This window comes from Arenibacter lacus (assembly GCF_008711145.1).
In the GTDB taxonomy this organism is placed as follows: domain Bacteria; phylum Bacteroidota; class Bacteroidia; order Flavobacteriales; family Flavobacteriaceae; genus Arenibacter; species Arenibacter amylolyticus.
This window is the reverse complement of record NZ_VVIN01000057.1, coordinates 1-24,397: the sequence shown is the minus strand read 5'-3', so window position 1 is coordinate 24,397 and position 24,397 is coordinate 1. Positions and strand designations below refer to the sequence as shown.

Here is a 24,397-nt window from a genome sequence, read left to right as displayed (position 1 = left end):
TGGCAATGCCTATAAATAAATACTATGCGTAAGAAAACAATTTTTAACCTTGCCATTATGGCCTTAATAATCTCCTTCTTTGTTACTCCTCTGGGAGATTATAGCAAGGTATTGTTAAATAAGATATTTTCCTTTTCCCCTAAGGTGGTCCAAAAGGACCATAGGGAACAAGTGGTGAATTACGATTGGAAATTAAAAGATGTCAACGGGAATTTCTTTAATTTTAATAAGTCTAAGGGAAAGGTGGTCTTTATTAATTTTTGGAGATCCTGGATGTTGCCCAGTGAAGCAGAATTGGGGAGTATCCAAAAGCTGTATGATCACTATAAGGATAGGGTAGAATTTTATATTATTACCAATGAGGACAGAGAGCCAGTAGAAAAATTTATGCAGAAAAAAGGGTTTACATTTCCCGTTACCTATTCTATTGTTGGTAATCCAATGCCTGTAGATGGTAGTAACCCACCCCAATCTTACCTTTTAGATAGGGAAGGAAATATTGTTGTCCAAAAAGAGGGCGTGGCAGATTGGGATAATGATGGTTTAAAGGTGATTATTGATAAGTTATTGGTGAAATGACGCTAATAAAATTGAAAAATAACTGGGGTCTAAGGCTTCTGTTGCTGGCTTTCGTTGTAGTGCTCTTGCTTTCACCTGTTGGTGGTAAGATTAAGACTTACGCGGGTAGGTTTATGGCTGCCAATTCCGTAAAGGGAAAGTTGGGGGAGCAGGTGCCTTTGGCAGCCTATGAATGGGAGTTGTTGGATTTGGAGGGTAACACCCTTCAGTTTAAATCCAAAAAAGGGACGGTGGTGCTATTAAATTTTTGGGCCACTTGGTGTGCTCCGTGCATAGCCGAAATGCCTAGTTTGCAGCAGCTTTATAACGATTATGGAGATAAAGTGAGCTTTATGTTTGTAACCAATGATGATCCCAGTAAGGTAAACGCCTTTTTGGAAAAAAGAAGCTTAGAGTTACCTGTATACTACCCAAACTCACCAGAACCAAATGTATTTAGCTCCAAATTACTGCCTACCACCTATATAGTTAATGAGGAAGGGAAAATAGTGGTGGTAGAGACCGGTGCTGTGGATTGGAACAGTGAAGCAACTAGAAAACTTTTAGACGAATTGTTGTTGAACTAATTTCTTGCCTGCTTGGATTCAGTTAGATTCCTAATGCTTTTCCATTTAATGGAGCTGCAGGATTGTTATTTCTTTTTTCGAAAATATTTAAAGGGAACCACTAGCATGCCAAAACATTCCCCTTTTTCTTTCCCCAAGTGCTTGTGGTGTATTTTATGGGCTCTGCGCACGCCTCTGGCATACCAATTATTGGTGTTTCTAAAGAGCTTAAACCGTTGATGTATAAAAATATCGTGCACAAGAAAATAGGTAGCTCCATAGGCCATTATCCCAAATCCGATAGCCCAGCCCTGCCAGAAACTTGTTTCTGCACCTAAATAAAAGAAGGTCATGCTAATTAGGGCATAAAATATAAAAAAGGCATCGTTCCTCTCAAATTTGGAATCGTGGTCCTTTTTATGGTGGTCCTTGTGAAGACTCCATAAAAAACCGTGCATAATAAACTTATGGGTAAACCACGCCATGAATTCCATAAAGCAAAACGTGGAAATAAAAATCAATATCCAAAATAATACTTGCATCTTATACCATTTTAAGTTTATAGTTTAAATACGAACTAGCCAAAAGGCCAAACTTTTGATAGTTTGAAACCCTTATTCTAGTGTTTTTAATTTCTAAAGGTGGGGTCTTTTGAAGTTTCTGAAGGAGCTTATGATAGTATTTATAGGCCGTGTAAACCCCAAATTTGGCTTGTGGGGGCAATTGGACAATACCTTTGAATCCTGCCTTGAAATCGGCTTCAATTTCCGCTATGATCCTATCTTTGTTTTCCTGATTTAGTGCTTTTAAATCTACATCAGGAAAATAACTCCGGTTTAATTGTTCATAATCGGCCTTTAAGTCGCGTAAAAAATTCACTTTTTGAAAAGCAGACCCTAATGCCATCGCGGAATGCTGTAGCTTCTGATAGGCTTCTTCATTCCCATTCACAAATACCCTGAGGCACATTAATCCCACTACATCTGCTGAACCATAAATATAGTCCTTGTACTCTTTTTGATTAAGTTTTATTTTATCCCCTATGTCCATCCGCATGCTTTTTAAAAACGATTCCACTAAGTGCAGGGGGATGTTGTATTTAAAAAAAGTGTGTTGGAAGGAGTTTAAGATTGGATTCAGGCTAATTTTATGCTCCAGTGCCTCCCAAAGATCTTGTTCAAATTTATTAAATAAAAATAATTTGTCGTAATCGTGGAAACTATCCACTATTTCATCGGCAAAACGAACAAACCCGTAAATATTATGGATATCTGCCCTAATAGAGGATCCCAGCATTTTTGTGGCCATGGAGAAGGAGGTGCTATAATGCTCCGTAACCAACCTGCTGCAATGATGGGATAAGGTGTCAAAAAGTGCTTTCATGCGTTAGGTTTTAATCTGTTTTGAGATGAGTTGGGATACTAACTTCCCTGATATGAGGGCTGGGGGCACCCCTGGACCGGGTACTGTAAGTTGACCTGTAAAAAACAGGTTCTTTACTTTGTTGCTCTTCAGCTTGGGTCTTAAGAAAGCTGTTTGGGTTAGGGTGTTTGCCAACCCATAGGCATTCCCTTTATAGGAGTTGTAGGTTTCTTTAAAGTCGCTTACACAAAAGTCTTCCCTAAAGAGAATATTTCCAAGTATTTCTTGGTTCGTAAGTTCTTGAAAACGTTCCATAATTATGTTAAAGTATCGCTCCCTAAGCTCCGGTCCGTCTTTAAGATCCGGGGCAATAGGGATAAGAAAAAAGGCATTTTCACATCCTTTCGGTGCCATTGTGGGATCTGTGATGGAGGGGAAGTTAGCATAAAAGAGGGGTTCCTTTGGCCACTGGGGATAGTCGTAAATATCTTTTGCATGCTGATTAAAGTCGGTGTCAAAAAATAGGTTGTGATGGGCTACATTTCTTAGCTTTGTATTAAATCCCATATAAAATAATAGGGAGGAGGGAGCAAAGGTTTTCCTGTTCCAATAGTCTTCTGAGTATTGTCTTAGTTGGGGCTGTAATAGCGTCTCTGTGTGATGATAATCCGCACCGCTAACAACAATATCTGCTGCTATAGTCTCTTGGCCTAGCTGAATCCCAGTTACCTTTTGCTTGCCGTTAACTTGTATCCCGGTAACAGATTGGTTGGTGTGGATAGTTACGCCCAATTCGCTGGCCAAATTCACCATTGCTTTGATCACTTGGTGCATGCCGCCTTTTGGGTGCCAAGTTCCTAATCCAAAGTCGGCATAATTCATAAAGCTGTAAAAAGAGGGCGTCTTGCTTGGTTTGGCACCTAAGAATAGGACGGGGAACTCCAGGGTTGCAATTAGCTTAGGGTTTTTGAATCGTTTTCTAACCTCTTTACTTATAGAAGTAAAGAATTGGTTTAAATTCCCCAGAGTTTCCTTGGAGATTAATTCGAAAGGGGAAATGCCAGGACGTAAGACAATTTTATGAATGGCTATCTTGTAATTCTTTTGGGCTTTTGCAATAAAGCTTCGCAATGGAATGGAACTGCCTTGTTCTATTCTCTCAAATTCTTTGCAGATAAGCTCCAAACTATCTCCAATGGTGATGACATCATCACTAAAAAATATTTTATAAGCCGGATTTAACCTCTGCAATGTATAATAGTCTGAGACCGATTTTCCAAAATCGTTGAAAAAACGTTCAAACACATCAGGCATCCAATACCAGCTGGGCCCCATGTCAAAAGTAAACCCTTCAAAGGTGAATTGTCTGGCCCTACCACCTACCGAATCGTTTTTTTCGTAAATGGTTACATCATGCCCTTCTTTGGCCAAATAACAGGCGGCCGATAGGGATGAAAATCCAGATCCGATAATGGCTATCTTGGTTTTCATATAATAGGTTCTTTTTGAAACGGAGTATTCTTGGGTAGGGCCTTGAGTACCGATTCTAAATTGTTAAACGTGCTGATTCCCTCAGGGATTTGGCTTGCTTCCAATTGATTTGCCTGATGTCCCAGAATCCAGAGTTGATGCAGGTTTTTGTTATTGATTAGTCGATGAAAATCTGCCATGTACTTTTCTATTTTATCAGGGGCAGGGGCAACGGTAAAATAGGAGATAAATATAATTTTGTGAAAATGCTGTTTTAAATCCTCCATGGATTCCAAGGGGGTAGCCTGACCTAGATAGATGGTATTATGGCCCATCAATCTTATTTCGTAATTAAGATACAGCAATCCTAATTCGTGTATTTCATTTTCTGGTAAAAAAAGCACATAGGTTGCTTCGTTGTTTTGCTGTACCTGTGGTTTTAACTGGGCGGTATTTGTAAAAATAAGCTGCTTTATCAGGTGGGAAATAAAGTGTTCCTGCGATGGACAAATGACATCGGTTTGCCATAAAAGACCAATTTCATGCAAAAAAGGAACCAGTACTTGCTGCCAAATTTCCCTAAAGCCCATTTGAGTGGAAAGTTGGTGGTATATTTCATAGAAGGCTTCCTGGTCAAAATTAATCATGGCCTGTTTTAGGCCTACAATAGCATGGGTGTTATTGTTGTTGTTTTGCGCTAGCTCCCCTACCAATTGCAGTAGCTCTTCGTGGGTTAATTTGGCTATTTTGGAAATTTTATGACCTGCTTGATAGAGCAATGAAATATTTAAAAGCTTTTGTAAGCTTTCCAAGCTATACGTTCTAATGTTGGTAGTGGTTCTTTCTGGGTTTAGTAATTGGTATCGTTTTTCCCATATACGAATAGTATGGGCCTTGATCCCGGAAAGGTTCTCTAAATCACGGATGCTGAATTCTCTTTTAATCTTGTTCATGATTTTTCAATGAAGATTAAACAAAAATACAATTTATACTGCTTTAATGGTAATTTATTGTAGAGAATTTCATGTTAAAAGATGGGGAGATAACAAATGCCACTAAAAAAACCGCTAACTATACGGAATTTATAGTTAACGGTTTTGGTGCCCACGACTAGATTCGAACTAGCACGTCCTTGCGAACACTACCCCCTCAAGGTAGCGTGTCTACCAATTTCACCACGTGGGCCATTATTTCGCGCTTAATTTATGGAGTAAATTTAATTGCTGCGGTAAAATTAAGCAATTACAAATAAATGTAAACAAAAAAAGTTAAGTACTAGACTTAACTTTTTGTGACCGGGCTGGGGCTCGAACCCAGGACCCTCTCCTTAAAAGGGAGATGCTCTACCAACTGAGCTACCCGGTCATTATGTATTGCATATTGTTGTTTGCGGGTGCAAATATAAGACCATTTGTTTGTTTTGCAAGGCTTTTTTAATTTAAAATAAAATTGGGGTGTGAGAGCCTGTAAAACTTAAACCATTTCTATTGTAAATTGAAAATCGTTCGCCTTTGTAAACTTACATACTAACGGTTTTGGTGCCCACGACTAGATTCGAACTAGCACGTCCTTGCGAACACTACCCCCTCAAGGTAGCGTGTCTACCAATTTCACCACGTGGGCTTACAATTTAATAATAAGGAGCCTATTTAATCCATGGAAAAAATAAGCACTTACCAATTGCTTAAAACAAAAAAAAAGTTAAGCGCTAACTTAACTTTTTTTGTGACCGGGCTGGGGCTCGAACCCAGGACCCTCTCCTTAAAAGGGAGATGCTCTACCAACTGAGCTACCCGGTCATTATGTGTTGCAGACTGTTGTTGTTTGCGGGTGCAAATATAAAATCATTTGTTTGTTTTACAATGGTTTTCTTTTTATTTTTTTATTTTTTTTTATTTGACGCCAATTTGTGCCAATTTTACCAAAAATAAGAGCCGTGAAAATTGTATTGATAGGGTATATGGGTAGTGGTAAGACTACCGTAGGTAAGATGTTAGCTAACGAATTGAAAAGTAGATTCTTAGATTTGGATGAGGAGATAGAAAATAGACTCGAGACTTCTATTCCAACCTTTTTTGAGACTAAGGGAGAGCTGTTTTTCAGGAAAAAAGAGCATCAAATATTAAATGAACTTTTATCGGGAGATTCAGATTTTATTTTGTCAACAGGAGGGGGAACACCATGTTATTCCGGAAATATGGATAGTATGTTGCATCTTGCGGATGCAGTTATTTATCTAAAAGTTTCAATTCCGGGTCTGGTAGAACGATTAATTCCAGAAAAAGAACACAGGCCCCTCATAAAAAACATAGCGAATGATGAGCTGCCAGAATTTATTGGCAAGCATCTATTTGAGCGAAACAACTTTTATTTAAAGGCAAATCATATAGTAGACTGCGACCGAAAGGAGCCGCAGCGTATTGTCCAGGAGATTATTGGTTTACTCGGATAGATAGACGGAGCTGTCCGCTTCTTTTAATTCCACAATTATGTGTTCTTGCAAGGAGGTAGATAGGGAAATTCCCTTGTAATCTGCCTTTACTGGATATTTTTTGTGGTTTCTATTAACCAATACCGCGGTCTTTAGCTGTTTTAAGGGGACTCTTAAGAAATGATGTACCCCATAGATTAAAGTGGTGCCAGAATTTAATACATCATCTACCAATACTACGGACTGGTCTTTGTAGTCTTCTTCGGGGATGCTGGTACTTACACCGCTTTCCAAGGGATTCTTTTTGTTCATCTGTACTTGGCATAAGACTACTTGGGCATCGGTTATTTCTTGTAGTACCGATTGTATTTTCTTTGCAAAACTCAATCCGCCACCTTCTATGCCCGCAATGATGATCACCTCTTCATTTACATTAGCTTCATAAATTTGATAAGCCATGCGTTTAATCTTATGTTGAATCTGCTCGTGGGATAATATCTTATTAGACATAGTACTTCTTATTTAGGTTCAAAGATAAAAAACAGTTCTTTATTTGCTCTTGGTTTTATGGAATTGTAGGCAACTTCTAAAACTTTAAAATTAAAATGGTCCCCAAAAAGGCCTTTGTATTCCTCTGGGCTTCCCCCGTACGGAGGTCCGGATTCTGTTAGGGGGAAGGTGAACAACAACCCTACTAGTTTTCCGGTAGGTTTAAGGAGTTGCTTCATTTTGTGTACATACTGTGGGCGTAAGCCTGGGTCTAGGGCGCAAAAAAAAGTCTGTTCCAAAATCAGGTCAAAATCTGAAAGGTCCAAATTAAAAAAATCCCCTTCAATAATTCGGTCTTGGGGGTAATGGGGTAGCTGCACTTTAATACGGTCCAAGGGCGGTTTAGCAATATCTACAATGTATACATTAGTAAAGCCTGCTGCAATCAAATAAATAAGCTCATAGGCGTTTCCTGCACCGGGGATTAGGATTTTAATGTCCTTATTGGGCAACTGGTCTATATAAGTGGTTAGGGGAGGAGAGGCATACCCTATATCCCAACCGGTACTTTCATTTAGATACTTATTTTCCCAGAACTCTTTAAGTTGTTTCATCATCCTTCTTGTTGGCGGTGGCATCCTCAGTTCCTTCTTCCAAGTATTCCGTAATATCCCTTCGGTCCTTTTTGGTAGGCCTTCCCATTCCTTTTTTACGATAGTAGTCCTTGGAATATTGTAACAGTTCATTGTGTTCAAAAGCTTCCTTGGGGGTGGTGTCCTTTCTATAAATGTCTACCAACTTAGCGCCCACCCTACTTTTGGGAATGTCCAAAACCGTTAATTCGTAATTAATTTGGTTCTTTCTAACCACAATCTTATCCATGGGATATACCTCTCGAGAGGGTTTAACAACCTGATCGTTTACTTTAACCTGTCGTTTTTTACATGCTTCGCTAGCGATATTCCGTGTCTTAAAATAACGGATACTCCATAAGTATTTGTCTATTCGCATAAACTATTCAAATTCTTTGTTAAGGTCTCCTACAAAAATAGGGGAAAATTGTATCTTGGCGCCTTTAAATACGAAATCAATGATGTTAAGGAAAATTCTATTGCTAGCTTTTATTTTTGTTGCTGTCTGGTCCTGTAAAAAGGACGATAGTCCTTCCATAGAAGTGGTGCCCCCTAGATTACTGAGTGAGGTTGCTGTGGAAAATGATGCGACAATTAAGGAGTTTTTGGATAACCACTTTTATAACTATGAGGAATTTGCCAATCCAGGTCCGGATTTCGATTATCGAATTGTTATAGATACCATTGCTGGTGATAATGCCGATAAAACACCTTTAAGTGAACAGGTGCTAACTGAAGTGATTAAAGTTTCTTCCAGTGATTTAGGATTGAATACGGAAGTGGAAGAAAAAGACATAGAACATACCCTATATTACCTCATCGCCAGAGAAGGAGTGGGGAATCAGGCTACAGCTAAGGATTCGGTATATTTAAGGTATAAGGGGAGTCGCCTAGACGGGACTGTTTTTGATAGTAGGCTGGGGAGTCCAACTTGGTTTGATCTCCCAGGATCCTTATCCAAGCAAGCTGCTCCATCTATTACTGGTTTTAGACATGGAATGGCTAAGTTTAAGGCTGGTGGCGAAATTATCGATAACGGGGATGGTACTTTTAAAGTGAAAGGCAGTGGTATTGGACTCATTATTATGCCCTCTGGTTTGGCTTATTTTCAAAGTGCTGCAGTTGGGCAGGCCTACGCACCATTGGTGTTTGAAGTGGACCTTTTGGTGGCCAATACCAAGAAGGATGAAGAGGATAATATAATTAAGTAGTTAACGTATATAACATAGGTTAAAGACCTAGTAAACCGACGCTTGAAACTAATTCAGGAGTCGGTTTTTTTATGACTTTTAGTGATGTTTTCATGGGTTTTTGTTACCGTGGTCACCTATAGTAGGAAGGTGAAAAGTTCAAAGTTCAATGTCTCAATACTAAAATCTCTAAACTATTAATTGTGACATCGGCTCCGCTAGTCTACAGCCCAGGGTAACAAATATCATTTCAATACATTTTTGCCTATTATTTCATTTACAAATTAGCACATTCGCAAATTGTTACATTGAGTTGCGTTAGCTATTGCAGCGGCATCCTTTTTTGGCCATGTCTGTTGCCACCCTGACCTGGAAGGTTTTTCTAACCTTGTAGGTCTTGTTCACTATGGCTAAAAAACATGAGAAAAGGAAAGCCTTACCACCGAAGGGGCGAAAAAAGATACAGCGGAAAGAGCGACCCGATAGGGGAACGCCCCAAACGACGTGTTCAAAGATTTAGATTCAAAGTTCAAGGTCATAAAACACAAAGTCCACTGGACACTGAGCACCCTTCATTCTACTCAATATTCAGTACTAACCAATTGTTCCCCGATTACTGGCCACTGAGCCCGCTCTCATTACTCACTGCTACAACAAAAAAAACCGCCCATCAAATTAAGCTTGATGAGCGGTTCTATTAGCACTGCACTTAACTAAAAGGGCAATGTGGTATTAAATATTCCTGTTAAAGAGTAAGGGCCAAACTCAGTATTAATTGGTCTGGTCTGGTGTCAATTTTATCTCCACTGAATACACCATCAATCACCGTTACCTCATTCTCACTAAAGCCTCTTTCGTACCTTAGGTCGATCCCAAACTTCCCAAAAGAAACTCCAGCACCGATATTGAGTCCAACCGTGAAATCGTTCTCTACGTCCCCAATGGTAATACCATCATAATCCGTATCCAAAATATACTGGAACGCAGGACCTGCAAAAACTTGCAGGGGCCCAATGAGGTTAACACCTAATAGAACAGGAAGGTCCAATTTGCTCATCTCTAAGCTATTGTTGTCATAATCGGACTTAGTCTTGGTGTACACCAATTCTGGTCTTAAATAAATGTTGTCTCCTACCTTTCCAAAAACACCCACGTGGAAGCCCACATTGCTGTCGGGGTTTTTATAGGCTTGTTCGGTAGACTCAAAATAATCCCCGTTGGCGCCGTAGTTTAGACCTGCTTTAATTCCAAAGCCTGGGTCTTTTTGTGCGAATGCAGAAATGCTTACCAAAGCAAAAGCTGCCATTAAAACTGTCTTTTTCATCATAATAAAGTGTTCTTTTAAGTTAAAAAACATTGTCCAATATTACTTACAATGTTTGTACCAGTTTGTCTTAAAAAGAAAAAAACTTAACACAAAAAACGATTATAGCCAAAATTGCCCCATAATGGATTCTTATATTAAAGAAGACCAGTCTAGGGCAAATAAAAGTATATCTCGTTTTCAATCAAGGGCTATCGTCGGCTCTTAAATGTTGGGTTTATTTTCTTTTCAACACTTTTAAAACGGCTTTTTCTATAGCTTTATTATCCAAACCATATTTAGCCATTAATTCTTCTGGAGTACCACTTTCACCAAAGGTATCATTGGTACCAACAAATTCTTGTGGGGTAGGATGCGTGGTAGCTAGGTATCCGGCAACTGTTTCGCCTAAACCTCCCATATAGTTATGCTCTTCCGCACTCACAACACAGCCAGTTTTTTTAACAGACTTTAATACTGCTTCTCCATCAAAGGGTTTAATGGTGTGTATGTTGATTACTTCTGCAGAAATGCCTTGCTTCTCCAGGTTTTCGGCGGCGATCAATGCTTCCCATACCAAATGGCCGGTAGCTACAATTGTTACATCGGTGCCTTCACTTAACATAAGGGCTTTCCCAATTTCAAATTTTTGGTCAACCGGGGTGAAGTTGGCTACTTTTGGGCGCCCAAACCTCAGGTAAACAGGTCCTTCGTGCTCTGCAATGGCAATGGTAGCCGCTTTGGTCTGATTATAATCGCAAGGATTAATAACCGTCATTCCAGGCAACATTTTCATCATCCCTATGTCTTCCAATATCTGGTGTGTAGCACCATCCTCACCTAAGGTTACTCCGGCGTGGGAAGCACATATTTTAACGTTTTTCCCAGAGTAGGCAATAGATTGGCGAATTTGGTCGTATACACGTCCTGTAGAGAAATTGGCGAAGGTTCCTGTAAATGGAATTTTTCCACCTATGGTGAGTCCCGCTGCAATTCCCATCATATTGGCTTCGGCAATTCCGATTTGAAAAAATCGCTCAGGGTTCTCCTCAATAAATTTTTCCATTTTTAAAGAGCCTACCAAATCTGCACATAAAGCCACTACGTTGGGATTGGTTCTCCCTAGCTCTGTTAGTCCGGCCCCAAATCCACTTCTTGTATCGTTTTTACCTTGATCTATATATTTCTTCATCTTATTCTTTCTTAATAGTTATTGGAAAATGATTGGATTAGTAATCTCCGAGGGTCTCTGGATTTTGCGATAATGCATTTTCCAATTGCTCATCGTTAGGTGCTTTTCCGTGCCAAGCGTGGGTATGCATCATAAAATCTACACCATTCCCCATCACCGTGTGTAATAATACACAAACAGGTTTCCCTTTTCCAGTTCTGCTCTTGGCTTCTTTTAATCCATTGATGACGGCTTCTAAGTTGTTGCCCTCTTTAATATCCACAACATCCCAACCAAATGCTTCAAATTTATTTCTAAGATCGCCTAATGGCAAAACGTCTTCCGTGGCACCATCAATCTGCTGTCCATTATAATCTATAGTAGATATAAGGTTGTCTACTTTATTACCTGCGGCATACATAATAGCCTCCCAGTTTTGTCCTTCCTGTAGCTCCCCATCTCCGTGAAGGGTATAGACCAATTTTGAATCCTTATTCAGTTTCTTTGCCTGTGCAGCACCTAGGGCTACGGACATGCCCTGACCTAAGGAACCAGATGCAATACGTACTCCTGGTAATCCCTCATGGGTAGTAGGGTGTCCCTGTAAGCGGGAGTTTATCAGTCTAAAGGTGTTTAATTCGTCAACGGGGAAATACCCTTTCCTAGCCAAAACACTATAGTAGACTGGTGAAATATGACCGTTGGATAAAAAGAATAAATCCTCTCCATTTCCATCCATGTCAAATCCTTCATTAAGCTCCATGATCTCATTGTATAGCGCTACCATAAATTCGGTACAACCCAATGAACCTCCTGGATGTCCTGAGTTAACCTTGTGGACCATTCTAACTATGTCTCTGCGGACCTGAATGGTCAAATCTTGTAATTCTTGAAGTTTCGGCATCTTATCTATTTTTTTTAACACCCCAAAAGTAATGGCTATCTTTTGTGTATACAAGAAGGAGATGTTATATTTTGCGCTTTTAGACCGTTAAACCCCAACTTTATTTTTTTGTTGGGGTCTTAATGACAAGGAGTTGACTATATTTGCGGCTTTAAAACTCTTTTTTTTGAAATTCACCTTACAACATTCAGACAATAGAACCAAGGCCAGGGCTGCAGAACTAGTTACGGACCATGGAAAAATAGAAACCCCTATTTTTATGCCGGTAGGTACCGTGGCATCTGTGAAGGGGGTGCACCAAAAAGAACTTAGGGAAGAGGTTAATCCAGATATTATTCTGGGGAATACCTACCATCTATACCTTAGGCCTAAAACCGAGATTCTTAAGAAAGCTGGCGGACTCCATAAATTTATGGGGTGGGACCGTAATATATTGACGGATAGTGGGGGATTTCAAGTGTATTCCCTATCCAACAGCAGAAAGATTAAGGAAGAAGGAGTGCGATTTAAATCGCATATAGACGGTTCCTACCACGTATTTACCCCAGAGAATGTAATGGAGATACAAAGGGTAATCGGAGGTGACATAATTATGGCCTTTGATGAATGTACTCCCTACCCATGCGACTATAACTATGCTAAAAGATCTATGCATAGAACCCATAGGTGGTTAGATCGTTGTATTAAGCATTTGGAAAAAACGCCTTTTACTTACGATTATGCGCAGACATTCTTCCCCATTGTTCAAGGGTCCACTTATAAGGACCTTCGAAAACAATCTGCAGAGTATATTGCAGGGGTGGGGGCAGAAGGAAACGCCATAGGTGGACTATCGGTGGGGGAGCCTGCTGAGGAAATGTACGCCATGACAGAGATTGTCTGCGATATTTTACCCGAGGATAAACCCAGATACCTTATGGGAGTGGGAACACCAATAAATATTTTGGAGAATATAGCCCTGGGAGTAGATATGTTCGATTGTGTGATGCCTACCAGAAATGCGAGGAACGGAATGCTTTTTACAGCACATGGCACCATCAATATAAAAAATAAAAAGTGGGAGGACGATTTTTCTCCTTTGGATGAAATGGGCACTACTTTTGTAGATAGGGAATATTCCAAGGCCTATCTAAGGCATTTGTTTGCTGCAAATGAGTATTTAGGAAAGCAAATTGCAACCATCCACAACCTCGGATTCTATATGTGGTTGGTGAGAGAAGCTAGAAAGCATATTTTAGCGGGGGATTTCTATGAGTGGAAAACCAAGATGGTAAAACAAATGGATAAAAGATTATAGGTGCTTAGTATAATAGACAAATACATATTAAAACGCTACCTGGCAACCTTCTTTGTGATGTTGATGCTGTTTGTGCCTATTGGTATTATGGCCAACTTAGCAGAGCAAATAGGTAAAATGATAGACAATGAAGTGCCCTTGGCAGAAATTGTGCTGTACTACTGGAATTTTACGCTGGTGATTGGGAATCTATTATTTCCAATATTTCTTTTTCTATCGGTAATTTTCTTTACTTCCAAACTGGCCAATAACACGGAAATTGTGGCTATTCTAAGTTCGGGTGTATCCTATGGTAGATTCTTGAGACCTTATATGATAGGGGCTACTATAATCGCCATCCTTATGTTTCTAATGAATATGTTTATTGTTCCTAAGGCCAGTATAGGGTATAACGAATTTAAGTTTAAATATCTCAAAAGAGGGAAGCAGGATAGAGTTACTACCAACATCTTTAACCAGTTGAACGAGACCGACTTTCTCTATGTAAGTTCTTTTGACCCTGCCAGGCAAATTGGCTATAACTTTACCATGGAGCGCTTTAAGGAGGATAATACGCTCGACTTTAAAATGTCTGCGGCCAATATAAGATGGGTGCCCAAGGATAGTGTGTACCGACTTACTTCCTATTCCAAAAGGAAGCTGGTAGATGGGAAAGAAGTAATAGAAACCAAAAAGAGGTTAGATACCATTTTTAATTTTAAAATAGACGACCTAACCCCGGTTTCCTATATCGCGGAAACCAAAAATATGTTTGAGCTCAATAAATTTATTGAAGATCAAAAAAAGAAGGGTGCATCTAATATAAACAGCTATGTATTGGTGAAATACAAACGCTGGGCCTTGCCTATCGCGGCCTTTATCCTTACCGTAATTGCCGTTGCGGTATCCTCCGTGAAAAGAAGGGGAGGCATGGGTGTTAATCTGGCCTTTGGTATTGGGGTTGCCTTTATTTATATCTTTTTCGATAAGGTATTTGGTACCCTCGCCGAGCAGTCGGGCTTTTCCCCTCTCATGGCAGTCGTAATTCCCAACGTCTTATTTGGGATTATTGGTTTTTACCTATTGCAAAATGCCAAACGATAAACTTAAGAATTACCTACACCTCCATTTTATTGTTTTTATATGGGGCTTTACCGCGGTCTTAGGGAAATTAATAACCATTGATGCCCTTCCCTTGGTCTGGTTTCGGATGGGGATCGCTTTCTTGTTGATTTTAGCATATATCAAATTCCGACATCTTCAACTTAAAGTACCTCCCAGAGTTTTACTACTATTAATAGTTGCAGGAATGGTGATTGCCATGCACTGGGTTACCTTTTTTATGGCAATTAAGGTTTCTAATGTATCCGTGGCATTGGTCACCATGTCTACCGGTGCATTTTTTGCCTCTTTGATGGAGCCTATCTGGTATGGCCGTAGGTTAATAGGCTATGAGGTTGTTTTTGGTTTGGTAGTAATGCTAGGGCTTTATATAATGTTCAATGTGGAGGGGAATTACTTGTATGGAATTGTATTGGCACTGGTTTCTGCATTTTTGTCGGCAGTGTTTTCGCTGATCAATGGAAAGTTGGTGCAAAATAACAAACCTTCCGTTATCTCTTATTATGAATTGGGGAGCGGGGTCTTATTGCTTACTGTATACCTAGCCTTGAGTGGGCAGTTTTCCAAAGAGTTCTTCCACCTATCCATAGCGGATTGGGGTTATATCTTTATTCTGGCATCGGTCTGTACCGCTTATGCCTTTATTGCCTCGGTAAAGGTGATGCGGTTTATAAGTCCCTATACTGTGATGCTTACTACCAATCTGGAGCCCATATACGGGATTGTGCTTGCCTTCTTAATATTTGGGGACAGTGAGAAAATGAATCCGGAATTCTATCTGGGAGGTCTTATTATCCTTGCAACTGTAGTAGCCAATGGGGTATTGAAGAATAGAAAAAAATTAAAAAAAATAGACTAAGGGGGTGCCTTCCCTTTAAAGTTTTATATTTGCCTATTGAAATTGAATAGAACTAAACCTGTATACCTATGGAGTATTTAGATTTTGAACTTCCCATTAAGGAGCTTGAAGAGCAGTTAGATAAGTGCATGATAATTGGTGAGGAGAGTGAAGTTGATGTTTCGGAAACCTGTAAGCAGATAGAGAAAAAATTAGAGGATACCCGCAAGGAGATATATAAGAATCTTACCGCTTGGCAGCGTGTGCAATTGTCTAGGCATCCTAACAGACCCTATACATTGGACTATATTAAAGCCATTTGTGGGGATACTTTTCTAGAGCTCCACGGGGATCGTAACGTTAAGGACGATAAGGCCATGGTAGGCGGACTCGGGAAAATTGGGGATCAATCCTATATGTTTATTGGACAGCAGAAAGGATACAACACCAAAACAAGACAGTACCGTAACTTTGGTATGGCTAACCCGGAAGGGTATAGAAAGGCCTTAAGACTTATGAAGTCTGCAGAAAAGTTTGGAGTGCCCGTAGTGTGTTTAATAGACACTCCTGGTGCTTACCCAGGTATTGAGGCCGAAGAAAGAGGACAAGGCGAGGCCATTGCAAGGAATATCTTGGAAATGACCCGTTTAAAAGTGCCCATTATTGTGCTTATCATTGGAGAAGGTGCTTCTGGAGGTGCCTTGGGGATTGGTGTAGGCGATAAGGTGTTGATGTTAGAAAATACCTGGTACTCGGTTATTTCCCCAGAATCCTGTTCTTCTATACTTTGGAGAAGTTGGGAGTATAAGGAGCAAGCGGCAGAAGCTTTGAAGCTTACTGCTAAGGATATGAAGAAGATGAAGCTGATCGATGAGATTGTAAAAGAACCCATAGGAGGTGCTCACGCAAACCGTGAGAAAACCTTCGAAATTGTAAAAGGGAAGATTGTGGAGCATTATGAGGAATTGAAAAAGTTATCACCAAAAGATCTGGTAAATAACCGGATGAATAAATATGCCGATATGGGGGTGTTTAATGGATAGCATCCCATTTTATAGCGCTGAAAAAATCTGGAGCAGTATTTCTCCAGTTTTTTTTTGCTTATAAACAAATTTCGTAACTTATTAACAGGGTGAATGTTGATGAACTGTTAATATCCCCAAGCCCCATTTAATTCTTATTTGTTAATTTAGTACTCATGGAAAAAACGAACCCAATTGTTGGTCATCGAATAGATAAATCCACCATTATTAACTTAGAGAAAGGTAAAGTTCCACCGCAAGCGGTTGATTTGGAGGAGGTTGTGCTGGGTGCGATGATGATTGATAAAAAAGGGGTGGATGAGGTGATAGATATCCTTCATCCCGAAGTTTTTTATAAAGAAGCCCATAAATACATTTATGAGGCTATTTTTAAGTTATTCGAAAATTCCGAGCCTGTTGATTTATTAACCGTTTCCTCACAATTGAAGAAGGACGGTCGCTTGGAAAAGGCGGGGGGTGATTTTTATCTTATAAAACTCACTCAAAAAGTAGCTTCTTCGGCGCATATAGAATTCCATGCACGTATTATTCTTCAGAAGTTTATTCAGAGAAGCCTTATAAAGATTTCCAATGAGATTATTGAGGAGGCATATGAGGATTCTACCGATGTTTTTGACTTGTTGGATACGGCAGAGGCCAAACTTTATGACGTTACCCAAGGAAACCTAAAGCGATCTGCAGAAACCGCTCAGAACTTGGTTATCCAAGCAAAGAAAAGAATTGAGGAGATTGCTGGTAAAGAGGGGCTTAGTGGAATTCCCTCAGGATTTGATAAACTAGATAAGCTTACCTCTGGTTGGCAGCCCAGTGATTTAATTATTGTTGCGGCTCGTCCAGGTATGGGTAAAACAGCACTTACCCTATCCATGGCTAGGAACGTTGCTGTTAACTCTAATATGGGAGTGGCTTTCTTCTCCTTGGAGATGTCCTCGGTACAGCTAATCACCAGGTTAATATCTTCCGAAACAGGATTGTCCTCAGAGAAGTTGCGAACTGGAAAGTTAGAGAAGCACGAGTGGGAGCAACTAAACGTGAAGGTGAAGTCTTTAGAATCGGCACCTTTGTTTATTGATGATACGCCTTCCTTGTCTATATTTGACCTACGGGCAAAGGCACGACGATTGGCTTCGCAGCACGATATAAAGATGATCATGATCGATTATCTTCAGCTGATGACCGCAGGAGGTACCCAAAAAGGGGGGAATCGTGAACAGGAAATTTCTACCATCTCCCGAAACCTTAAGGCCTTGGCTAAGGAATTGAACGTTCCGGTAATAGCCCTGTCACAGCTATCGCGTGCCGTGGAAACGAGAGGGGGTAGCAAACGGCCAATTCTTTCGGATTTGAGGGAATCGGGTGCTATTGAGCAGGATGCGGATATTGTTTCCTTTATCTATAGACCAGAGTATTATAAAATTGATGAATGGGATGATGAGGAGCGTTCCCCAACGGCGGGACAGGCAGAGTTTATTGTGGCAAAACACAGAAACGGTGGCTTGGAGAATATTCGACTGAAATTCCTTGGGCATTTAGGTAAGTTCGATAACTTGGATGATTTTGATTCCCCCTTCGAATTTCAGTCTAAAATGAATGAGGACAATGATAATCCGTTTATTACCAAAGGATTGCCCGATGCCAATGAGGCTTTTGGGAGTTCTATGAACCACGGAACCATGCCCGATGATAATGATGTTCCTTTTTAGAAACATCCACTATAGTATGATAGGTAGTTGATAGGTAAGAGTTGTAATGATTTAAATAAAACATTCAATGAAAAAGTACATTTGGCCCCCAAAGTTTTTTGGAGGCCTTTTTTTTGCAATATGCTGTTTACTATGGGGAGGCTCCCTCCATGCCTCTACCATACTCATTCCTATGGATGCGGAGGGGCAAAAAAATCACCTAAAGGCTTATGGGATTACCTACTGGGTACTATCTAACCAGCAAAAAGTACATTGGTTGTTAAATTATAGGGGTGGTTCTTTTTTGCTCCCGGATGGAGAGCATATCCGTAGGGAATGCCAAATTAGAGGGGTCTCTTATGAGATTCTATCGGACCAACAGGCGCAAGGAATTTTGGAGGGTATCAGTAGTCCGTCTAAAAACCAAGAGGCGGTAATTTTAGAAAAGGCCCCTAAAATTGCGGTGTATACTCCAAAGGGCAATGCCCCTTGGGACGATGCCGTCACCATGGTGCTTTCCTATGCAGAGATTCCCTATGATAAAGTATATGACCAAGAGGTGCTGCAAGACCAATTGGTGCTGTACGATTGGCTGCATTTGCATCATGAGGATTTTACCGGACAGTATGGGAAATTTTATGGAGCGTATAGAGCGGCACCTTGGTATATTGAAAATAAACAGCAGGCAGAGGCCTTGGCCCAAGAGCTTGGTTTTGCCAAAGTTTCAGATCAGAAGGGAGCGGTAGCTCGTAAAATCGGAAACTATGTAGTAGGAGGTGGCTTTATGTTTGCTATGTGTTCTGCTACGGATAGCTTTGATATTGCCCTGGCCGCCGAAGGAGTAGATATTTGCGAACCGATGTTTGACGGGGATCCGTCGGATGCCAATTATCAATCCAAGCTCAATTACGATAAGACCTTTGCATTTACTAATTTCATATTGGAGCGCAATCCACTGATCTACGAGTTTAGTACTATAGATACGACCCGTAAAAGAACGGGTATCTCAAAAGAATCCGATTATTTTTCCTTGATGGAGTTTTCGGCAAAATGGGATCCTGTTCCCACTATGCTCTGCCAAAACCATACGGCTTTGGTAAAAGGTTTTATGGGGCAGACCACAGCTTTTAGTCGAGATCAGATAAAGCCTACCGTATTGGTGCTAGGGGAAAATAAGATTAATGGAGAAACGCGCTATATCCATGGAGTAAAAGGAAAAGGTTTTTTTACTTTTTATGGAGGGCACGATCCTGAAGATTATCAACACAGGGTTGGAGACCCTAAGACCGAACTGGAGTTGCATCCTAACTCCCCTGGGTACAGGCTAATCCTGAACAATGTGCTTTTCCCTGCGGCAAAGAAAAAAAATCAGAAAACCTGATAGGTGCTAGTTTTTGGGGGAATGGTAAGGAGCAGTGTAAAATAAAATCCCCGAGGAATGCCCCGGGGATGCTATATGTCTTATATGCTGAAACCTAAAAAGGTACTCATTAATTTATAGTGAAAAGCGATTTTGCTTAACTCGTTACCAGCTTTTCTAAGATTCGCTCTACGCCGTAATCGTCATTGCTGCTAGTCTTATAGTTGGCAGTTTCAATAACATCGGGATGTGCGTTCTCCATGGCAAAACTAAAATGGCCCATCGTCAACATCTCTAAATCGTTGTTATAGTCACCAAATACCATAGTCTCTTGTTTGCTAATTCCGTATTTCTGTTGCAGTTTCTCCAGCGCGTATCCTTTGTGAGCGTTTATATTGGAGATATCCAACCAATTTTCACCGGATACTTTTACTTTTAGCTCGCCTTCCAAGTGCTTTAGCAAGGGGTATATGTATTTTTCGGAACTTTCGTAGTGATAGAGCGCAATCTTTAGGATTTCACCGGTAAATGTGGAGAGGTCTTCCAAAATACTGAACTCGGAATAGTACTCCTTTAGAGTGTCCTTAAAAGTTTGTGACTCTCCGCTAATAAAGGCATTTTCCTTCCCACAGAGAACCATATGTACGCCTTCAGTATCCTTAAGAAGCTCTATTACCTCCGTAATAATTCGATTTTCTAAGGGGGTAGAGAGCATCTCTTTCTCTCGCTTCCTAATATAAGCTCCGTTCTCGGCTACTACAATTATATCGTCCTTAATGGCCTGTAGTTTGTCAACGATGCTTAAATATTGACGACCGCTGGCAGCTACGAATTTTATGTCCTTGTCCTTTAGTTTTTGAAATAGGGAAAAGAATTTGGGGCTTACTTCATGTTTGGAATTTAATAAAGTTCCATCCATATCCGTTACCACCATTTTTACTTTTGATAAATCCATTCATTTTTATTTAATCTACAAAGGTATTGGATATATCTGTATTGGCCTCCTAGTTGTTAAAAGTTTCACATTTGCGGATAGATTATACTTATAAATTAAGGGAAGTGGTCTGTAAACAGTGAATTATTTCATCATATTCCCGAAATTAGCAACTTAATTAAAAAGAAATATGCAGTTCTATCAGACAGAAATTAGGTTGCGGGCCCATAATAGGGGATTTCATATTATTACCGAGCACATTTTGGATAGTATGCCAGAAATAAACAAAATAAAGCAGGGGATGTTGCAGGTTTTTATAAAACATACTTCGGCCAGTTTAACCATTAATGAAAATGCCGACCCTACTGTTAGGACCGATTTTGAGAGTCATATAAATAGGATGGTACCGGAAAATGCACCTTATTATATCCATACCTATGAAGGGCCCGATGATATGCCTGCCCATATTAAATCTTCTTTAATGGGAGCGTCGGTTCAAATCCCTATTACAAACGGTAGGCTAAATTTAGGGATATGGCAAGGAATATACCTGTGTGAACACAGAGACTATGCAAGCGGAAGAGCGTTGGTGGTAAGTTGCTTTGGGATTTAGGAAGCTATGGATGGCGATAGGATATTTATAAAAAAAAATCCTGCTCCGAAAAGAAGCAGGATTTTATAAGCGAGATGTGTTATTAATTTATTTTACTTTGTCTACGATAGCCTTAAAAGCTTCTGGGTGGTTCATGGCCAAATCTGCCAAAACCTTACGGTTTAGCTCTATGTTGTTGGCTTTAACCTTACCCATAAACTGAGAATAGGACATTCCGTGCATTCTGGCACCTGCATTAATACGGGTAATCCATAGAGAACGGAAAGTTCTTTTCTTATTTCTACGGTCTCTATAAGCATATAACATTGCTTTTTCAACCGCATTTTTGGCTACTGTCCAAACGTTTTTACGTCTTCCAAAGTAACCTTTGGCCTGCTTCATTACTTTTTTTCTTCTAGCTCTAGAAGCAACTGAATTTACTGATCTTGGCATATTTTAAATTGTTTTTTGTAGTAGGCGGTCAATTTGTGACGCTTTTAGTGCTCCATTGTTTTTGGCAAAGAAGCGGCCTAACTCCAGGGTTAATAATTACCGACTGAACGATTACTTTAAACGTAATTGTTCTTTAATACTGTTAACATCCGACTGGTGCACTAGTGCAGTGTGGGTTAACGCAAGCTTACGCTTCTTAGACTTCTTCGTTAGAATATGACTTTTAAAGGCATGCTTTCTTTTAATTTTACCGGTACCGGTTAGCTTAAAACGCTTTTTGGCACTGGATTTTGTTTTTTGTTTAGGCATTTGCTTCCTATTTATTAATTATCTCGCTTACTATTTTTATGCTGGCATAGGCCAGTAACTGTCCAAAGCCCTAAGGCTTGGATTTATTTTTTGGTTTTGGGAGCAATGAACATCGTCATTCTTTTGCCCTCCAATCGCGGCATCTGTTCTACCTTGCCTAGATCTTCCAATTCGGAAGCCAGTCTAAGCAAGAGAATTTCACCTTGATCCTTATAAACAATAGATCTACCTTTAAAGAATACATAGGCCTTTAATTTGGCACCATCCTTTAAAAATTTCTCTGCATGTTTCTTCTTAAACTCGTAGTCGTGATCATCGGTTTGTGGACCAAATCTAATTTCCTTGACGATAACTTTACTCGCTTTAGACTTCATAGCCTTTTCGCGCTTCTTTTGTTCGTAAAGAAATTTCTTGTAATCTATGATCTTACATACCGGTGGATCTGCCTTTGGGGAAATCTCCACCAAGTCCAATTCCATTTCCTTGGCTTGGGCAATGGCATCCCTAGTGTTGTACACTCCTACTTCTACATTGTCGCCAACCAACCTAATTTTGGGCGATAAAATCTTTTCATTGATATTGTGGGGATTTTTATTCTCCCTTCTAGGTTGTGGTCTAAAACGTTTTCTTATTGCTATGGCTCTACTTTTTTAATTAAACTTATTTTTTTTAAAACGACTTTAAGGTACTATTAATTTCATTAGTTACCAAGTCAGAAAAGGCTTTTATAGTGATGGAACCAAGATCTTCACCGCCATGACGTCTAACGGAGATGGTCTCTTCCTTTTCTTCATTCTCGCCAACAATTAACATGAACGGGATTTTTGTTAATTCTGCTTCCCGTATTTTTTTGCCAACTGTCTCATTTCTATTATCAATGAGGGCGCGAATGTCGTTATTTTCCAAGGAATTTAAAACTTTTTCGGCATATATTTCATGTTTTTCGCTAACTGGAAGGATAATTGCCTGTTCTGGCACTAGCCAAAGTGGGAAATTACCTCCGGTATGCTCCAGTAATAGGGCTATAAATCGTTCCATGCTTCCAAAGGGTGCGCGGTGAATCATTACTGGCCTATGAAGCTCATTATCGCTTCCTTTGTAATTTAGGTCAAAGCGCTCTGGAAGGTTGTAATCTACCTGAATAGTTCCTAACTGCCAGTTTCTTCCCAAGGCATCCTTAATCATGAAGTCGAGCTTAGGTCCGTAAAAAGCTGCCTCACCGCTTTCAATTACAAAGTCTAATCCCTTTTCTTTAGCGGCATCAATAATGGCATTCTCTGCCCTTTCCCAATTCTCAACAGATCCTATGTATTTCTCAGGTTTTTCCAAATCCCTAACGGAAACCTGTGCGGTAAACTTTTCAAAGCCTAAGGATTCCAACACATAAAGCGTAAGGTCTATAACATTCTTAAATTCTTCCCCTAATTGGTCGGGTGTACAAAATATATGTGCGTCGTCTTGGGTAAAGCCACGTACTCTGGTTAGACCGTGGAGTTCGCCGCTCTGTTCATATCTATATACGGTGCCAAATTCTGCATAACGTATAGGAAGGTCCTTGTAGCTATAAGGTTTGGTATTGTATATCTCACAGTGATGGGGGCAGTTCATCGGTTTTAAAAGAAACTCCTCATCTTCCTTAGGAGTTTTTATGGGTTGAAAGCTGTCCTCTCCGTATTTGGCGTAATGCCCAGAAGTAACATAAAGTTCCTTTTGGCCAATATGTGGAGATACCACCATATCGTACCCAGCTTTCTTTTGTGCCTTTTTAAGGAATTGCTCTAACCTTTCCCTTAAAGCGGCTCCTTTAGGTAACCATAAAGGAAGTCCAGGTCCTACTTTTTGGGAAAAGGTAAATAGCTCCAATTCTTTACCTAATTTTCTATGATCTCGTTTTTTTGCTTCTTCCAGAAGCTGCAAATATTCGGTAAGCTCTTTCTGTTTGGGAAATGAGATTCCGTAAACTCTAGTCAGTTGTTTATTGTTTTCGTCTCCCCTCCAATAAGCTCCTGCAACACTCAATATTTTGATGGCCTTAATGATACCCGTATTGGGGATATGGCCCCCACGACATAAATCAGTGAAAGTGTCGTGGTCGCAAAAACTAATGGTGCCGTCCTCTAAATTTTCAATTAGCTCTACCTTGTACTCGTTCTCTTGAGAACGATATAAGTCTAAAGCATCGGCCTTAGATACAGAGCGCATTTTAAAATCGTGCTTCCCTCTGGCAATTTCCAAAGCTTTTTTCTCGATGGTGGGGAAATCCTTTTCGGAAATCGTATGATCACCAAAGTCTACGTCGTAATAAAATCCGTTTTCAATAGCGGGCCCAATGGTGAGCTTAATGCCAGGATATAATTCTTCTAGTGCTTGTGCTACCACGTGGGAAGTGGAATGCCAAAAGGCCGTCTTCCCTTCCTTATCTCTCCAGCTATAAAGAACAAGGGAGCCATCTTCCTGTAATGGACTCACGGTTTCCACCGTGGTTCCGTTGAACTTTGCAGAAATAATGTTTCTTGCCAAGCCTTCACTAATGCTCTTGGCCACATCTATAGGTGTGGTTCCTTTAGCGTATTCCTTAACATTGCCGTCTGGTAGCGTAATTTTGATCATAGGATTCTTTTTAACAGCTGCAAAGATATTGTAAAGGGTTTAGTTGGGCAAAGTTGTTCTGAAATGAATTTTGTTTTTGGATATAATCATAATTATTTCTAA

At 40.0% G+C, this 24,397-nt stretch carries 26 protein-coding genes and 4 tRNA genes; 11 read left to right on the top strand and 19 right to left on the bottom strand.

Annotated elements, in window-relative coordinates:
- Positions 1-24 precede the first annotated feature (24 nt).
- Both F1E73_RS13975 and F1E73_RS13970 read left to right on the top strand, forming a co-directional pair.
- Positions 25-579: a TlpA family protein disulfide reductase gene (locus F1E73_RS13975; RefSeq protein WP_150452250.1), complete on the top strand. Its 555-nt coding sequence runs from the start codon at positions 25-27 to the stop codon at positions 577-579.
- Positions 576-1,145: a TlpA family protein disulfide reductase gene (locus F1E73_RS13970; protein ID WP_150452249.1), complete on the top strand. Its 570-nt coding sequence runs from the start codon at positions 576-578 to the stop codon at positions 1,143-1,145. Before F1E73_RS13975 ends, F1E73_RS13970 begins: the two co-directional genes overlap by 4 nt.
- 65 nt (positions 1,146-1,210) lie before the next feature.
- Here the strand turns inward: F1E73_RS13970 and F1E73_RS13965 are convergent, their stop codons facing one another.
- The 8 genes from F1E73_RS13965 to F1E73_RS13930 all read right to left on the bottom strand — a co-directional run bounded on the left by F1E73_RS13965 (position 1,211) and on the right by F1E73_RS13930 (position 5,755).
- Positions 1,211-1,666, bottom strand: coding sequence for a sterol desaturase family protein (locus F1E73_RS13965; protein ID WP_086478529.1), 456 nt, complete (start codon positions 1,664-1,666; stop codon positions 1,211-1,213).
- A 1-nt stretch (position 1,667) separates the two neighbouring features.
- Entirely contained in the window at positions 1,668-2,507 is an 840-nt protein-coding gene (locus tag F1E73_RS13960; protein ID WP_150452248.1) for a phytoene/squalene synthase family protein, read from the bottom strand.
- Positions 2,508-2,510: 3 nt separating this feature from the next.
- Positions 2,511-3,977 carry a phytoene desaturase family protein gene (locus F1E73_RS13955; protein WP_150452247.1) on the bottom strand — a complete coding sequence of 489 codons (1,467 nt, stop codon included), beginning with the start codon at positions 3,975-3,977 and terminating at the stop codon, positions 2,511-2,513.
- Complete coding sequence (locus F1E73_RS13950) at positions 3,974-4,909, bottom strand: MerR family transcriptional regulator (protein WP_150452246.1); 936 nt, start codon at positions 4,907-4,909, stop codon at positions 3,974-3,976. The genes F1E73_RS13955 and F1E73_RS13950 overlap by 4 nt, the downstream gene beginning before the upstream one ends.
- Before the next feature lie 145 nt (positions 4,910-5,054).
- Positions 5,055-5,141, bottom strand: a tRNA-Leu gene (locus F1E73_RS13945).
- A gap of 107 nt (positions 5,142-5,248) precedes the next feature.
- A tRNA-Lys gene (locus tag F1E73_RS13940) sits at positions 5,249-5,321 on the bottom strand.
- A gap of 171 nt (positions 5,322-5,492) precedes the next feature.
- A tRNA-Leu gene (locus tag F1E73_RS13935) sits at positions 5,493-5,579 on the bottom strand.
- 103 nt (positions 5,580-5,682) lie between these two features.
- A tRNA-Lys gene (locus F1E73_RS13930) sits at positions 5,683-5,755 on the bottom strand.
- A 137-nt stretch (positions 5,756-5,892) separates the two neighbouring features.
- On the opposite strand from F1E73_RS13930, the gene F1E73_RS13925 reads away from it, so the two are divergent.
- Entirely contained in the window at positions 5,893-6,408 is a 516-nt protein-coding gene (locus F1E73_RS13925; protein ID WP_223883438.1) for a shikimate kinase, read from the top strand.
- Here F1E73_RS13925 and F1E73_RS13920 read toward each other — a convergent pair.
- From F1E73_RS13920 to F1E73_RS13910, 3 genes are read right to left on the bottom strand one after another with little or no spacing between them, the layout of a single operon-like run.
- Positions 6,397-6,897: a phosphoribosyltransferase family protein gene (locus F1E73_RS13920; protein ID WP_086478501.1), complete on the bottom strand. Its 501-nt coding sequence runs from the start codon at positions 6,895-6,897 to the stop codon at positions 6,397-6,399. The genes F1E73_RS13925 and F1E73_RS13920 overlap by 12 nt on opposite strands.
- A gap of 8 nt (positions 6,898-6,905) precedes the next feature.
- The gene (locus F1E73_RS13915) at positions 6,906-7,490 is read right to left on the bottom strand and encodes a methyltransferase domain-containing protein (protein ID WP_086478500.1); all 585 of its coding nucleotides are present in this window, start codon (positions 7,488-7,490) and stop codon (positions 6,906-6,908) included.
- Positions 7,477-7,887 carry an RNA-binding S4 domain-containing protein gene (locus F1E73_RS13910; RefSeq protein ID WP_086478499.1) on the bottom strand — a complete coding sequence of 137 codons (411 nt, stop codon included), beginning with the start codon at positions 7,885-7,887 and terminating at the stop codon, positions 7,477-7,479. The genes F1E73_RS13915 and F1E73_RS13910 overlap by 14 nt, the downstream gene beginning before the upstream one ends.
- A gap of 79 nt (positions 7,888-7,966) precedes the next feature.
- Here F1E73_RS13910 and F1E73_RS13905 point away from each other — a divergent pair, with 79 nt between their 5' ends.
- Entirely contained in the window at positions 7,967-8,719 is a 753-nt protein-coding gene (locus F1E73_RS13905; RefSeq protein ID WP_086478498.1) for an FKBP-type peptidyl-prolyl cis-trans isomerase, read from the top strand.
- A 724-nt stretch (positions 8,720-9,443) separates the two neighbouring features.
- Here F1E73_RS13905 and F1E73_RS13900 read toward each other — a convergent pair.
- From F1E73_RS13900 to F1E73_RS13890, 3 genes are all read right to left on the bottom strand, one after another.
- Positions 9,444-10,022, bottom strand: a complete 579-nt coding sequence (locus F1E73_RS13900) for a porin family protein (RefSeq protein WP_086478505.1) — start codon at positions 10,020-10,022, stop codon at positions 9,444-9,446.
- A 217-nt stretch (positions 10,023-10,239) separates the two neighbouring features.
- A complete protein-coding gene (locus F1E73_RS13895) occupies positions 10,240-11,193 on the bottom strand; it encodes a transketolase family protein (RefSeq protein ID WP_086478497.1) in 954 nt (317 codons plus the stop codon).
- 37 nt (positions 11,194-11,230) lie between these two features.
- On the bottom strand, positions 11,231-12,076 hold the full coding sequence (locus tag F1E73_RS13890; protein ID WP_086478504.1) for a transketolase: 846 nt from the start codon (positions 12,074-12,076) through the stop codon (positions 11,231-11,233).
- Positions 12,077-12,242: 166 nt separating this feature from the next.
- Here F1E73_RS13890 and tgt point away from each other — a divergent pair, with 166 nt between their 5' ends.
- From tgt to F1E73_RS13860, 6 genes are all read left to right on the top strand, one after another.
- On the top strand, positions 12,243-13,373 hold the full coding sequence (gene tgt / locus F1E73_RS13885; RefSeq protein ID WP_086478503.1) for a tRNA guanosine(34) transglycosylase Tgt: 1,131 nt from the start codon (positions 12,243-12,245) through the stop codon (positions 13,371-13,373).
- On the top strand, positions 13,374-14,456 hold the full coding sequence (locus tag F1E73_RS13880) for an LptF/LptG family permease (protein ID WP_086478496.1): 1,083 nt from the start codon (positions 13,374-13,376) through the stop codon (positions 14,454-14,456).
- A complete protein-coding gene (locus tag F1E73_RS13875; RefSeq protein ID WP_150452245.1) occupies positions 14,443-15,333 on the top strand; it encodes a DMT family transporter in 891 nt (296 codons plus the stop codon). The genes F1E73_RS13880 and F1E73_RS13875 overlap by 14 nt, the downstream gene beginning before the upstream one ends.
- A 68-nt stretch (positions 15,334-15,401) precedes the next feature.
- Positions 15,402-16,355 carry an acetyl-CoA carboxylase carboxyltransferase subunit alpha gene (locus F1E73_RS13870; RefSeq protein ID WP_086478494.1) on the top strand — a complete coding sequence of 318 codons (954 nt, stop codon included), beginning with the start codon at positions 15,402-15,404 and terminating at the stop codon, positions 16,353-16,355.
- 155 nt (positions 16,356-16,510) lie between these two features.
- The gene (gene dnaB, locus F1E73_RS13865; RefSeq protein ID WP_086478493.1) at positions 16,511-18,058 is read left to right on the top strand and encodes a replicative DNA helicase; all 1,548 of its coding nucleotides are present in this window, start codon (positions 16,511-16,513) and stop codon (positions 18,056-18,058) included.
- 172 nt (positions 18,059-18,230) lie between these two features.
- Positions 18,231-19,418, top strand: a complete 1,188-nt coding sequence (locus F1E73_RS13860; RefSeq protein WP_223883439.1) for an asparagine synthetase B — start codon at positions 18,231-18,233, stop codon at positions 19,416-19,418.
- A 136-nt stretch (positions 19,419-19,554) separates the two neighbouring features.
- Here the strand turns inward: F1E73_RS13860 and F1E73_RS13855 are convergent, their stop codons facing one another.
- Complete coding sequence (locus F1E73_RS13855) at positions 19,555-20,352, bottom strand: HAD family hydrolase (protein WP_150452244.1); 798 nt, start codon at positions 20,350-20,352, stop codon at positions 19,555-19,557.
- 169 nt (positions 20,353-20,521) lie between these two features.
- Between F1E73_RS13855 and F1E73_RS13850 the strand changes: the two genes are divergently transcribed.
- Entirely contained in the window at positions 20,522-20,944 is a 423-nt protein-coding gene (locus tag F1E73_RS13850; protein WP_150452243.1) for a secondary thiamine-phosphate synthase enzyme YjbQ, read from the top strand.
- A gap of 87 nt (positions 20,945-21,031) precedes the next feature.
- Here F1E73_RS13850 and rplT read toward each other — a convergent pair whose 3' ends face one another.
- The 4 genes from rplT to thrS all read right to left on the bottom strand — a co-directional run bounded on the left by rplT (position 21,032) and on the right by thrS (position 24,295).
- Positions 21,032-21,376 carry a 50S ribosomal protein L20 gene (gene rplT / locus F1E73_RS13845; protein ID WP_086478490.1) on the bottom strand — a complete coding sequence of 115 codons (345 nt, stop codon included), beginning with the start codon at positions 21,374-21,376 and terminating at the stop codon, positions 21,032-21,034.
- Positions 21,377-21,487: 111 nt separating this feature from the next.
- A complete protein-coding gene (rpmI, locus tag F1E73_RS13840; protein ID WP_026814351.1) occupies positions 21,488-21,685 on the bottom strand; it encodes a 50S ribosomal protein L35 in 198 nt (65 codons plus the stop codon).
- Positions 21,686-21,768: 83 nt separating this feature from the next.
- On the bottom strand, positions 21,769-22,323 hold the full coding sequence (gene infC, locus F1E73_RS13835) for a translation initiation factor IF-3 (protein ID WP_086478489.1): 555 nt from the start codon (positions 22,321-22,323) through the stop codon (positions 21,769-21,771).
- A gap of 31 nt (positions 22,324-22,354) precedes the next feature.
- Positions 22,355-24,295, bottom strand: a complete 1,941-nt coding sequence (gene thrS, locus F1E73_RS13830; RefSeq protein WP_086478488.1) for a threonine--tRNA ligase — start codon at positions 24,293-24,295, stop codon at positions 22,355-22,357.
- Positions 24,296-24,397: the final 102 nt, after the last annotated feature.